This is a genomic window from Paenibacillus sp. 05T425 (assembly GCF_056396205.1).
In genome coordinates this window covers 829,080-842,368 of the sequence record NZ_JBFTLA010000001.1, presented here as the reverse complement: position 1 = coordinate 842,368, position 13,289 = coordinate 829,080, and the positions used below count along the sequence as shown (strand labels likewise).

Sequence of the window (13,289 nt, the reverse complement as noted above, 5' to 3'; positions counted from 1 at the left end):
AAAAAAAAGGTAAAGGAGAGGGCTATCATGCAGAGCAAGAATAATCACCCTATGGATGTACTGAAAAAAAAGCTGGGCCAAATTTCGGATGTTATTCCGCCGGGCTCCAACATTTACTATATCGATATCCCTGTTCACAGCAACGGCGGCGACTTGCTCATTATGAAAGGCACGGAGGCATTCTTCAAGGACTATAATATTCGCGTCCATGCACGCTACAGCGTGCTTGATTTTCCCGATTCGCTCATCATTCCGAAAGATCATATTATCGTGCTGCATGGAGGAGGGAACTTCGGCGACCTGTATCCGGCGCATCAGAAGCTGCGCGAGAAAATTATTACCAGCTATCCGCACCACCGGATCGTGATGCTTCCGCAGACGATATTTTATAAGAAAGAGTCTGAATTCGACCGGACGGCGCAAATATTCAATGGACATAAAGATATTCATCTCTATGTCCGCGACACGTTGTCCCATAGCGCTGCAACCGAGAAATTCCATAGATGCAACGTTTATTTATCGCCTGACATGGCCCATCAATTATGGCCGATCCGACATAAAGACAGCCCTGACAAAGATTTGCTCTGCTTCTTCCGCACGGATATCGAGAAAACGACGGAGCAGGAGCAGCTCGAATCCGCGGGCCGCGGCGATTTATTGGATTGGGCCTCCCTGTACAACAGGGTGGAGCAGAAATCGATTAATCTCATTGTCAAAATGATTAAGAGAGGCAGCACACCACTGCCGATGCAGGCGATTTGGGGCAGGTACACCGATTATCTGGTGGATAAAGCAGTCAAGCGCTTCAGCGGTTACCGGACGGTGCAGACGTCAAGGCTCCACGGCCATATCTTGTCCTGCCTGATGGACAAGCCGAATACGCTGCTGGACAATTCTTACGGCAAAAACTCCAACTATTATCATACATGGACAAGCGGCATAGGTTCCGCCCAATTGATTGTGAAGAATGAGGGGCAAACAACAAATTCGAACGCTTCGCTAATCAGTTAACTACTATAAATAGGAGGAGTTACCATGAAAATTGTTCTACTCTCGGGGGGCTCGGGCAAACGCCTGTGGCCGCTGTCCAACGATTCCAGGTCCAAGCAGTTCTTGAAGGTGCTCAGAAATTCGGAAGGGCAGTTTGAGTCGATGGTACAGCGGGTTTGGGGTCAGATTGACAGTGCCGGGCTTCGCGAGCATGCTTTGATCGCAACGAGCAAGCCTCAGGTGGAAATGATCTACAACCAGCTGGGAAGCGAGATTGAAGTGATCGTCGAACCGGAAAGAAGGGATACGTATCCTGCGATCGCGCTGGCGGCTACCTATTTGTATTCGGTTGAAGGCGTCAGCCTGAATGAAACGGTCGTGGTTATGCCGGTCGACCCTTACGTCGAGGAGTCATTCTTCCACAAGGCCAAAGAACTGCAGCAGGTGTTGAACGAGTCGGGCGCGGATCTGGCCCTTATGGGGGTAAAACCAACCTATCCTTCCGAAAAGTACGGGTATATCGTCCCGCAGAGCGGGACTGCGCATGACGCGCCATATATGAATGTTCAGAGCTTCCGGGAGAAACCCCGCGAAGAAGAGGCGGCGGCCATGATTGAGCAGGCAGCACTCTGGAACTGCGGCGTGTTCGCATTCAAGCTGGATTTCATCATTAATATCCTGCTTGCGCACGGGCTTCCGATCCAATACGACGAGATGGTGAAGCAGTACGACAAGCTTCCGAAGAACAGCTTCGACTATGAGGTGGTGGAGAGAGCCAATCTTATCGTCGCGCTTCCCTACGATGGGGAGTGGAAGGATCTTGGGACATGGAACACGCTGACCGAGGAAATTGCGACCCCGCTGATCGGCAAAGGAATCATTACCGAAGGTTCATCCAATACGCATATTATCAACGAATTGGATATTCCGATTACGTTGCTTAATTTATCCAACGTCGTCGTCGCAGCGAGTCCGGATGGCATTCTTATCTCGGACAAGGCATCAAGCCCGATGATCAAAGAGGTCATGAAACACTCTGAACAGCGTCCAATGTACGAGGAGAGGCGTTGGGGCCGTTACAGAGTGCTGGATTACATGAAATACCCCGACGGGAATGAAGTGCTGACCAAACGGATATGCATAGAGCCTGGCCAAAATTTAAGCTACCAGTACCATCTGCTAAGAAACGAGGTATGGACCGTCGTTTCCGGCAACGGGGAGATGATACTGAACGACAAGCGGTTTCCGGTAAAGGCCGGAGATGTGCTCGTTATATCGAAACAGAGCAAGCATAGTTTGCGGGCGGAGACGGAAATGGACATCATTGAGGTGCAAACCGGTTCGGAGCTTATTGAAGAGGATATCGTACGGCTCGCCTTCGATTGGAATGAAATTATGCAATTATGCACGGTGTAGGTGACCTATCTAATTAGAAGGAGTGAAGAGAATGAACATTACGGTCATTGGCACCGGCTATGTCGGGCTCGTATCGGGTGTCTGCTATGCGGAACTGGGGAATAAAGTCATCTGCGTCGACAAGGATCTTGGGAAGATCGAGATGCTGCAGGCTGGCGAGATTCCCATCTATGAACCGGGGCTGAAGGAATTGGCCGACAAGAACAGCTCCGCCGGAAAGCTCGCTTTCACAACTGATCTGAACGAAGCAGTGCGTCAATCGGACATTATTATTCTCGCTGTCGGAACGCCTCCGATGCCAAGCGGCGAGGCGAATATGGCCTATATCAATCAAGCCGCCCTTGATATCGCCGAAGCGATGAACGGCTACAAAATTATCGCTGTAAAAAGCACGGTGCCGGTTGGAACGAACGAACGGATCCGCGAGCTGATCGGCACCCAAACCTCCGAGCCGTTCGACAGCATTTCACTGCCGGAATTTCTGCGCGAAGGTTCAGCCGTCATGGATACGCTGAATCCGGACCGGATCGTCATCGGTGCAGATAACCAAAGTGCTGCCGATACGATGGTCCAGCTGCATCGGCCGCTGACGGAGCAAATCATCGTGACGGATATCCGCAGCGCTGAAATGATTAAATACGCGTCCAATGCTTTTCTCGCTACGAAAATTTCGTTCATCAACGAGATTGCGAACATTTGCGAGAAGGTAGGCGCAGACGTAACGAAGGTTGCGGAAGGGATGGGCTACGATAAGCGGATCGGCCAGTCGTTCCTAAAAGCGGGAATCGGCTATGGAGGCTCCTGTTTTCCGAAGGATACGAGAGCTCTCATCCAAATTGCCGGTAACGTCGATTACGAGTTCAAGCTGCTGCGGTCGGTTGTGGAAGTGAATCAAGATCAACGGTTTAATGTGATCCGCAAGCTGGAGACGATCTTTAATGGCCAGCTGCGAGGTAAGACGGTCGCGATATGGGGATTAGCCTTTAAGCCGAATACCGATGACGTCCGCGATTCACCGGCCCTTGAAATCATTCAATATTTGGTAGAGAACGGCGTGAAGGTGAAAGCTTACGATCCTATTGCTATGGGAAACTTCAAGGCCGTATACGGCAAGGAAGGCGTTAAATGGTGCAATCAGGCACTTGAAACCGCTCAGGACGCCGATGCGCTTTGTTTGCTAACGGAATGGGATGAGTTCGCGGAAGTGGATTTGAATCTGCTGCAATCCGTCATGAATCAGGCCATTCTGATCGACGGACGCAATGTGTTTAATGAGGAAGATTTGCTCGGAACCGCATTCGTTTATTATTCCGTCGGACGCCCGAGCCTGAATAAAGGCGTTAAACAGCAAATTCCTGTCATGCAATTGTAATTCTAATGATAGTGGGGTTCTTTCATGAAAAAAGCAGCGAGTATTGATTTAAGCGATATTTCGAATGAATTATCATTTCTGTTATTCATTCTGCGCGACGTTCAAGAGTTGGATGAGAAGAGGATACGAGAATACGCTTCAAATATGAAGTGGGATTCATTCATGGAATTGACCTTGCATCATCGTGTTTATCCGATCGTTTACTTGAAGCTAAGTCAAATCCATTCATCTCTTATTCCTGCTGAAATTATGGAGCTGCTCCGCTATCATTACAATTCCAATATCCTTAAGATGATGCAGCTGACTAAAGAGATGAATATGATTTGCGGAAAACTATCAGACAACAGTATACGCACCCTTTTGTTGAAGGGCCCTACTTTGGCCATTCAGCTTTACGGTGATATGTCGCATAGGACCTCCAAGGATCTGGATATTCTGCTCGATGTCGAAGATGTGGAAAGAGCAGAGGAAGTTTTGATACGGCTTGGATATGAATTAGAGGATAAGCGTTCATTAAATCATAATTGGAAAGAGAAGTTGCATCATCTTTCCTTCCGTCATAAAGAAAATGGTGTACAAGTTGAAATGCATTGGCGATTAAATCCTAACTCCAGTGATTCTCATTCATTCAATCGGCTGTGGGGACGCAGAAATAAAGTTCTTTTATTGAATCGGGAATTTCATTGCTTAGGAAATGAAGACCTGCTCTATTATCTTGCTGATCACGGCGCCAGGCATGCCTGGTTTCGATTGCGCTGGTTAATGGATATCGATCGTTTAATGCCTAACATAGATAGCGGGAAAATGCATGATTATTTTAGACAGTACGGTGGGCAATCCTTCACAGGGCAGGCTTTCCTATTAGCCTCTAATCTGCTTGATTCAAAGATTCCACAATCTATGAATCAAGTGACGAATAATAAGAAGGCTCTTCGGCTAGCGAAAACATCTTTGTTTTTTATCAAAAAGATCGTTAAATTAAATCCGGTTCCGGAGAAAAGCGTCGTTTGGCATTATTTCAGGTACACTCTATCCCTACTTACAGGCAGGCAGAAAGCGAAGTATCTTCTGAATCACCTGGAACCTAACGTAGAAGATATGTCTCTATTGCCGCTATATAAACCATTTCATTTTCTATATGTTCCGCTCCGGCCGTTTCTATGGTTTTGGAGAAATATCATAAATAATTAATTTTTATTTAGAAAAAAGAGACACAAAATGAATATTAAGTACGAATAGTATAAATAAATACAAGATTTATACGACTTGCTAAACGGGGTGTTTACTCTGAATGAATATCGAATATTTGGTTTGAACATGAGAAGTGAAATTGTTCTGCCTGAAGCATATGAAATACATGGAATTATTTCGGAATTTGATGTAAAAATTGAATTGAATCCACCGCTGGAAGATTGCCAGGATCCATTTACAACGGCCAACTACCGCTTCGATAACGGTCGATTTCTCTTTCATGTACCCGAAACAGCCATTTACAGCATTACATCCGGTACGCATATCACGGTAACTCCGTATCCGGGAGCGGACGAGGCGAAGATTCGGCTTTTCCTGCTTGGAACCTGTATGGGCGTACTGCTCATGCAGAGAGGGATTCTCCCCCTGCACGGGAGTGCAGTCGTCATTGACGGGAAGGTTTACGCCATTGTCGGGGAATCGGGTGCCGGCAAATCGACTCTTGCCGCAGCGTTTGTACGCGCAGGATATCCATTAATGACGGATGACGTTATCGCGGTCTCCTTGTCCAATGATTCGGCAGCAGCTACTGTCTATCCATCCTATCCGCAGCAGAAGCTTTGGGAGGAAAGCATAGAACAATTAGGATTGCTCTCTCACAACTATTCATCGATTTACCAAAGGGTTAACAAATACGCGGTGCCTATACGGTCCCAATTTTGCAGAGAGCCTCTTCCTCTCGCCGGGGTAATTGAGCTTATCAAAGCTTCCGATCCAGAACCATCTCTTAAAGCCTATAACACATTAGAAGGGCTTCATGCCTTAAATGTGCATACCTATCGAAATTCCCTTCTCCATCTGTTGAACCTGCAGCAATGGCAATTTCAGTCGATTGCCCGGCTGGGTTCCGGGCTCCCTGTGTACCAGCTCCGCCGCCCGGCAGACGGTTTCTCCGCCTTTGGCTTAGTTGATCAAATTATAAGTATGACCAATAAAAGGGAGGTTGTTATTTCATGAGCGTAGATATCATTACCGCTAACGAAATTGTTGTACAGTCGGATGGTTACCTGGTAAGCGAAATGAACGGGGAGAAGATCATGCTGAGCATCGAGAACGGCAAATACTACAACTTAGGCCAGCTCGGGGGCCGAGTGTGGGAGCTGATGGCATCCCCTGTATCCATAAAAGATATGGTTAAGCAGCTAGTAACCGAATATGAGATAGAGCCCGGAGATTGCGAACAGCAAGTTCGTACTTTCTTGCAGCAGCTTAAATCCGAAGGACTCATACAAGTTAGAAAGGAATAACGAACTTGTATAGGAAAGCGATAAGAAAAGGTAAGAGATTTATAGCTTATCCCGCAGACTTGAAGCGGATGTATGCGGAGGCTTATTTTTACTTAGCTTTGGCGAGGGTGCTTAAGCTGCTGCCATTCGCCAAAGTAGCTCCTTCTCTTGGCGAGCATATGAGGGAGACACCGTATACGAGCACGATGGGTCAGGATCTCATCCATCGCAAGGTATCCAAGGCCGTTCATGCGATGAGCCGCGTCACATGGTGGGAAAGTCAGTGCATGGTCAAGGCTGTCGCGGCGATGAAGATGCTGCGGCGAAGAGGAATCGCAAGTACGCTCTATCTGGGCAGCGGCAGGGATGAGACGGGGAAGATGATTGCTCACGCTTGGCTGCGCAGCGGTTCGTATTATGTAACCGGCAATGAAAGACTGGAACGGTATGCTGTCGTTGCCGTGTTCGGGAATCACACAGAAGCCGCGGTTCTGTCGCCAATTGAGCGATAATCCGCATTAGGGGTTTTTCTAATGAAGGATTTATTCTATTTTATACGAAAAATGCGCCAGGTCTCAGGATTCCGTCTGTACCTCAACATGTTCACTACATTCGTTATCAGCTGTCTGGACGGCATCGGAATCTATATGATCGTTCCTATGCTTAGCATTATAGGCGTATTTCAAATGAATATGGATGAAGTGCCGCTTGTCTCTTCCTTATTCGCATTCATCGAGTCATCGTCGATTGAGTTAAACTTGCCGGTCGTACTAGCGATCTACGTGATGATCGTAGGGGGACAAGCATTGCTTCAGCGAAGCCAGATGGTGTTGAACTCACGGATTCTGCAAGGCTTCGTCCGTTCGCTCCGGACGGAAACGTATCAGGGGCTGCTTGGGGCGAAATGGGAGTTCTTCCTCCGCAAGCGGAAGTCGGATTTTCATCACGTCATGGTGAACGAGCTCGGACGGGTCAGCTACGGCACTTCCCTCTTCCTGCAGATGGTCACGGCCATTATTTTTACGGTTATTCAAATCGGTCTGGCCTTCTGGCTGTCCCCGTTGTTAACGACGGTCGTGCTTATAAGCGGCGGAATACTCGCTCTATTCTCGCGGAAGTTCATTAAGAAGGCGGGGCATATCGGCGATAAGACATCAGAGCTGTCTCAGAGCTATTTTGCAGGAATAAGCGATCATTTCAACGGCATCAAGGATATTAAGAGCAACAGGCTGGAACGCTCCCATATCGGTTGGTTCAACAACATGAGCAAGGAGCTGGAGAGCAACGTTATCCAATTAGTACGAGTCAATTCTTTGTCCCAGTTCATCTACCGGATCTCTTCCATAACGCTTATTGCCGGATTCGTCTATTTAGCTTTAGAGGTCTTCCACACGCCGGCTGAGCAATTGATTCTGGTTGTTCTCATCTTCTCGCGGCTGTGGCCGAGGTTTATCGGGATCCAGTCGAATATCGAACAGCTGGCGACCAATCTGCCTGCTTTCAAAGCCATGCGTAAGCTGCAGCAGGAATATGAGCAGGAGAAGGAGCTCATCTTGTCGGGCTCTTCGGACGGGGGAAAGCCATTTCAATTGCAGGAAGGAATCGAATGCAGACAAGTCAATTACCGGTACGACCCTAAAGAGCCGGTGTTCGCTCTGCGTGATATCAACGTCTATATTCCTGCGAATCGCATGACGGCTATCGTTGGTATGTCCGGTGCGGGGAAAAGCACGCTGATTGATATGCTCATGGGGCTTATCGGGCCGGAGAGAGGGCAAGTGCTGATTGACGGCGTTACGCTGAGAGACGAGAAGCAGCTTCTCTCGCTGCGGAGCGCAATCGGCTATGTGGCACAGGATCCTTTCCTCTTCAATGCAAGCATTCGAGATAACTTGAAGCTGGTTGACCCTAATGCCGACGACACCGAGCTGTGGAACGCTTTGAAATTTTCCGTATCCGATGAATTTGTACGCATGCTGCCGCAAGGTTTGGATACGGTCATCGGTGACAGGGGCATCCGGTTGTCCGGGGGAGAACGGCAGCGGATTGTACTAGCAAGAGCCATCTTGAAGCGTCCCTCCATTCTAGTGCTGGACGAAGCGACAAGCGCGCTGGACAGCGAGAACGAACGGCTGATTCAGGAGGCGCTTGACCGCCTTAAGGGAAGCATGACGATTATCGTCATTGCCCACCGATTGTCGACCATCCGCAATGCGGATCAGGTTATTGTCATAGAGCAGGGCGAGGTTATTCAGCAAGGCGGCTATAAACAGCTGTCTCAAGAGGCCAAAGGAAAGTTCAGACAACTGCTCAACTATCAAACCGGCGTTAACAGTTAGTTCGGTCCCCCCCAGACGCTATTAAATATAACTAGAAAAGATTGGAGTAATAATGAGTGCGATAGCCGGTGTGTTTAATTGTAATGAAGAACCTGTAACTGTCGAAACAATCGAAAATATGATGCAAGCCTTGCAAAAATACCCTGCCCATGATGTGCGGGTTTGGCATGACCGTTTCGTATTTTTAGGTTGTCACGCGCAATGGATCACACCCGAATCGACGAAAGAACGGCTGCCCTATTACGACGAACAACATAAGCTCGCCATTACCGCAGACGCGATCATTGACAACAGGGAGGAATTATTTAACCGGTTGCAGGTGGAGCATTTCCGGCGGAAACAGATGACGGACAGCGAGCTTATTTTGGCGGCGTACCTGAAATGGGGGAGGGAAGCTCCGCGATACCTGATAGGAGACTTTGCATTCATCATATGGGATGAGCCCAAACGCCATCTTTTTGGCGCACGTGATCTGTCGGGAAATCGAACGCTGTATTATTATCATCATTCAGGACGGTTTGCTTTTTGCACGGTGATAAATCCGCTGTTTACTATTCCCGGAGTCAAGAAGGCACTGAATGAGTCATGGCTGACCGAGTTTCTCATGATTCCTATCATTTTGGATACGATCGACGTTCACTCCACGGTCTATCATCATATCGATCAAATTCCTCCCGGCCATTCGATTACGGTGGCGGACGGAAACCTTGCATTGGAGCAATACGGGACATTCATAACGCCTGGCGGGAAACTTAAACTAAAAACAAACGGCGAATACGAAGAAGCATTTCGTGAAGTCTTTCAGGAAGCCGTTACATCGAAGCTCCGGACATGCCGGAGTGTTGGCGCAAGCTTAAGCGGAGGGTTGGATTCGGGGGCTGTCGTAAGCTTTGCCGCAAACCCGTTGCGGCAGGAAGGGAAAACATTACAAACCTACAGTTATGTCCCTCCCTCTGATTTTGTGGATTGGACACCGAAAAGCTTGCTTGCCGACGAGAGACCTTATATCGGGGCTACGGTTCAGCATGTAGGCAATATCGCGCACAACGATTTGGACTTCCCGGGTCGCAACTCCTTTGAGGAAATGAATGACCTGCTCGAGCTGATGGAGGCGCCTTATAAGTTTTTTGAAAATTCATTCTGGATCAAAGGGATTCTCGAGCAAGCGGAGAAGGACGGAGTCGGAGTATTGTTGAATGGAGGGAGCGGGAATTACTCCATCTCGTGGGGCCCGGCGCTGGATTACTACGCTCAGCTTTTAAGAAAGCTGCGTTTGCTGCGTTTTTACCATGAGCTGAAGCTCTATGGCAGAAATATGAGAATCGGGAGATCAAGGCTGCTGCCTATAATCGGCAAACTGGCATTTCCGGCTCCAACTTTTTTTTCGAAGCCCTCGCCGGATATCCCGCTTTTAATTAATCCGGATTTAGCGGAACGAACCAAAGTCTTCGATAAACTTAAAAACCATAATGTCGGATTAACCGATTCTTCAATGAACGAGTTTGAGGCAAGAATCTATCAGTTCGAAAATTCGTCGTTCTTAAACCATCAGGGGACGTCATCAACGAAATTATCGTTACGCTATGCCGTCAGGGAAAGGGATCCGACCTGTGATCCCAGGGTGGTTCGATTTTGTTTATCCGTGCCTGTAGAACAATATGTTCAAAAGGGTATGGACCGTTCTTTAATTCGAAGATCGACCGAAAATTATTTGCCCGATAAAGTCAGGCTCAATCTTCGCGTTCGGGGCGTGCAGGGGGCGGACTGGATCCATCGCATGATTCCATCGTGGAGTGCTTTTACGGAAGAACTTCATCAGCTTTGCCTGGATGCCCGGGCTTCGTATTTTTTGAATGTGAAACAAATTAAAGAATCGCTTTCGAAAATCGGAAACTCGCCCAAACCTGAATTAGCTTTTGATCCGAATGTAAGATTATTGATGCAGAGCTTAATTGTTTACCGTTTTATAAAACAATTTTCATAACGCCACGCATGAGAGGAGGTGAAACAAATGACAAAGGAAGTGAAGAAAGAATGGCAGCCGCTGAAGTTGGAACTCCTTGATGTCAGCGCGACCATGGGTGGGAAAAATGGCGTGTATCCTGACAGAAATGGCAAAGGCAACAATAATGGTCACCCGCATGAGGTGGACTCCTAGGTTGACTTACTGCTAGTCCCATTATTTTCATGGCCCTTATACTTTTATAACGTATAAGGGGCCTTCTTAAAGATAAAGAAGGTTTAAGTTCACGGAAGCTTTCTTTATCGTTAAGAGGGTAAGGAAGAAATAGGTGTAATGAATCATAAATCGATAGGGTGTGATTGCATGAGCGTTATAGCGGGTGTTATACAATTCGATAGACCTCTGCATCCAACTGATGGGGCTGCAAATTTCATGGAGGCCGTACGGCAGTTTCCCGGAGATGGCTTTGAAGTCTGGGAGGAAACGTCGGCTCTTCTCGGCTGCCGGTCCCAATGGATAACACCGGAATCGGTTAATGAAAAGCTTCCTTTTCGGGATATGCAATCCGGACTGGTTATAACCGCTGATGCAATCATTGACAATCGCGGACAATTGTTCGAGCAGCTTGAGATTGAGCGAGATAGAAGAAGCGGGATAACGGACAGTGAGCTCATCCTGCTGGCTTATCGCAAATGGGGTCCGGAGACGCCGCGTTATCTAATTGGAGACTTCGCTTTCGTTATATGGGATGCAAGCAGAAAGCTGCTGTTTGGGGCGAGAGATCAGCTGGCCAGCAGGACCCTGTATTATCACCGCAGTTCGTATCAATTCTCGTTCTGCAGTGTAATCCATCCGCTATTCTCCCTAACGGGAATAGATAAGAGACTATGCGAAGAGAGGTTTGCCGAATTTTTGGCGATACCGACGCTCTTGGATGCTGTCGATGTCCATACGACCTATTATGCAGATGTGTTGCAGTTGCCTCCGGCACACACGTTTACTTTGCATGAGGGGAAGCTAACGGTTGCAAAGTATGGCTCATTAATGCCTGATAAGAGCCTTACCTTGGGCTCTGATGACGAATATGTGGAGGCCTTTCAGCAAATTTTCCAAGAATCGGTTCGCTCCAGACTGCGTACCTTCAAGCAGGTGGGAGTCACCCTTAGCGGGGGACTTGATTCCGGCTCAGTGTCAGGGTTCGCTGCGAGGATGCTCGCTAAGGAAGGCAAGAGCTTACAGGCCTACAGCTACATTCCCGAACGGGATTTCAAAGATTGGACGCCTAGAAGCATGTTTGCGGATGAAAGTCCTTATATTCAGTCCATCGTCGATCATGTAGGAAATATGAATTCGAACTTATTAGATTTCCCGGGGATGAGTCCTTTTACGGAGATGGATGAATGGATGGACAGTTTAGAAGGACCATACAAAAATTTCGAAAATGCATTCTGGGTCAAAGGCATTCATGAGGAAGCGGCGCGTCAAGGAGTAGGTGTTTTGCTCACAGGCGCCCGGGGAAATTACTCGATATCCTGGGGCTCAGCTGTTGGTTATTACAGCTTGCTGGTGAAGAAGCTACAATGGCTCCAATTATACCGAGAGATTACGATGTACGGCGAGCAATTGGGCATCGGCCGGAAACGGATCGTTCGCGCGATTAGACAGCAGGTTTTTCCGGAGAAAGGGTCTCCGTTTCAACCGGGGGTACCTTCCATCATCCAAGCTGATTTTGCAAGGAGCTCCGGGGTATATGAGAAGCTATCGCAGTATGATGTCGGTTTGCGGGAGTCAACGTATCAAATGCTGAGGGAACGCGAGAATTATTTCAGCAATCAGGCGGTTTTAAGCATGCAGGGCACCATTTCGGCCAAATCATCCTACCGGCTGGGAATATGGGAACGGGATGCAACCAGCGATATACGACTGATCAAATTTTGCCTGTCCATCCCCGTGGAGCAATATGTGAAGGATGGCTTCGGACGTTCTCTTATCCGAAGAGCAACCAACAATATACTACCGGACAAGGTTCGATTGAATCAACGGACACGAGGCGTTCAAGGCATGGATTGGGTGCATCGGATTATTCCCCGGTGGCCGTCGATAGAAGAAGAGCTTCGTACACTGTGCAGCGATGAGCGGGCTTCCCGCTACTTGGATGTGATGCAGGTGAAGGAATCGATGAGCAAGGTAAGTTCGGGAATTAAGCCCGAGCAGGCTGATGACCCTCACTTAAAGCTGCTTATGCGCAGCTTGATTGCCTATCGTTTTCTCAAAAGGTTGATTTAGCATTTCGAACGGTACTTGAAAGGAGGTGATGGTATGGAGAAAAAACAATGGACAGCTCTTTCGCTGGAAGTGATGGGAGTATCCGAAACAATGGCAGGATTTGGCGTATCGAAAATCGACTATACTTACGTTGACGGCAAGCTCGTAGACCTCGATGTTTATGATTCTTAGTATTCTTCGGCACTAATGGCCAGAGAAGACTGAAAGCCTCACTCAAATATACTTATGTGCTGCTAGATAGCTTATCGGTTCTCAAACGGCAGAAAACGGACATGAAAGGAGGTGGAGTGTAATGGAGAAAAAACAATGGACAGCACTATCCCTGGAAGTGATGCAAGTATCGGAAACGATGGCAGGCTTCGGTGTATCGAAAATGGATTTTACTTACGTTGACGGTAAGCTTGTTGACATTGACGTGTATGATTCCTAGGATTTATCGTATTCCA

The 13,289-nt window shown here is 47.9% G+C and carries 13 protein-coding genes; all 13 read left to right on the top strand.

Annotation, left to right across the window (positions count from 1 at the left end; genetic code table 11):
* The first annotated feature begins 27 nt into the window (after window positions 1-27).
* On the top strand, window positions 28-1,011 hold the full coding sequence (locus tag AC1DF0_RS03490) for a polysaccharide pyruvyl transferase family protein (RefSeq protein WP_477573078.1): 984 nt from the start codon (window positions 28-30) through the stop codon (window positions 1,009-1,011).
* A gap of 24 nt (window positions 1,012-1,035) precedes the next feature.
* Complete coding sequence (locus tag AC1DF0_RS03485) at window positions 1,036-2,406, top strand: sugar phosphate nucleotidyltransferase (protein ID WP_442052549.1); 1,371 nt, start codon at window positions 1,036-1,038, stop codon at window positions 2,404-2,406.
* A gap of 31 nt (window positions 2,407-2,437) precedes the next feature.
* Window positions 2,438-3,778 carry a UDP-glucose dehydrogenase family protein gene (locus tag AC1DF0_RS03480; RefSeq protein ID WP_477573077.1) on the top strand — a complete coding sequence of 447 codons (1,341 nt, stop codon included), beginning with the start codon at window positions 2,438-2,440 and terminating at the stop codon, window positions 3,776-3,778.
* Between the two features lie 24 nt (window positions 3,779-3,802).
* Window positions 3,803-4,969 carry a nucleotidyltransferase domain-containing protein gene (locus AC1DF0_RS03475; RefSeq protein WP_442052551.1) on the top strand — a complete coding sequence of 389 codons (1,167 nt, stop codon included), beginning with the start codon at window positions 3,803-3,805 and terminating at the stop codon, window positions 4,967-4,969.
* 75 nt (window positions 4,970-5,044) lie between these two features.
* Window positions 5,045-5,986, top strand: a complete 942-nt coding sequence (locus AC1DF0_RS03470; protein ID WP_477573133.1) for an aldolase — start codon at window positions 5,045-5,047, stop codon at window positions 5,984-5,986.
* A complete protein-coding gene (locus AC1DF0_RS03465; RefSeq protein WP_442052552.1) occupies window positions 5,983-6,276 on the top strand; it encodes a lasso peptide biosynthesis PqqD family chaperone in 294 nt (97 codons plus the stop codon). Before AC1DF0_RS03470 ends, AC1DF0_RS03465 begins: the two co-directional genes overlap by 4 nt.
* Window positions 6,277-6,344: 68 nt before the next feature.
* On the top strand, window positions 6,345-6,767 hold the full coding sequence (locus tag AC1DF0_RS03460) for a lasso peptide biosynthesis B2 protein (protein ID WP_477573131.1): 423 nt from the start codon (window positions 6,345-6,347) through the stop codon (window positions 6,765-6,767).
* Window positions 6,768-6,788: 21 nt separating this feature from the next.
* Complete coding sequence (locus AC1DF0_RS03455; protein ID WP_477573076.1) at window positions 6,789-8,594, top strand: ABC transporter ATP-binding protein; 1,806 nt, start codon at window positions 6,789-6,791, stop codon at window positions 8,592-8,594.
* Window positions 8,595-8,646: 52 nt separating this feature from the next.
* On the top strand, window positions 8,647-10,578 hold the full coding sequence (locus AC1DF0_RS03450; RefSeq protein WP_477573075.1) for an asparagine synthase-related protein: 1,932 nt from the start codon (window positions 8,647-8,649) through the stop codon (window positions 10,576-10,578).
* Between the two features lie 27 nt (window positions 10,579-10,605).
* Window positions 10,606-10,752 carry a paeninodin family lasso peptide gene (locus tag AC1DF0_RS03445; RefSeq protein ID WP_477573074.1) on the top strand — a complete coding sequence of 49 codons (147 nt, stop codon included), beginning with the start codon at window positions 10,606-10,608 and terminating at the stop codon, window positions 10,750-10,752.
* 168 nt (window positions 10,753-10,920) lie between these two features.
* Window positions 10,921-12,843: an asparagine synthase-related protein gene (locus AC1DF0_RS03440; protein WP_477573073.1), complete on the top strand. Its 1,923-nt coding sequence runs from the start codon at window positions 10,921-10,923 to the stop codon at window positions 12,841-12,843.
* Between the two features lie 33 nt (window positions 12,844-12,876).
* Window positions 12,877-13,014 (top strand): paeninodin family lasso peptide, encoded by a 138-nt coding sequence (locus AC1DF0_RS03435; RefSeq protein ID WP_475824064.1) that lies wholly within the window; start codon window positions 12,877-12,879, stop codon window positions 13,012-13,014.
* Window positions 13,015-13,135: 121 nt separating this feature from the next.
* Window positions 13,136-13,273, top strand: coding sequence for a paeninodin family lasso peptide (locus AC1DF0_RS03430; RefSeq protein ID WP_442052558.1), 138 nt, complete (start codon window positions 13,136-13,138; stop codon window positions 13,271-13,273).
* The last annotated feature ends 16 nt before the right edge of the window (window positions 13,274-13,289 follow it).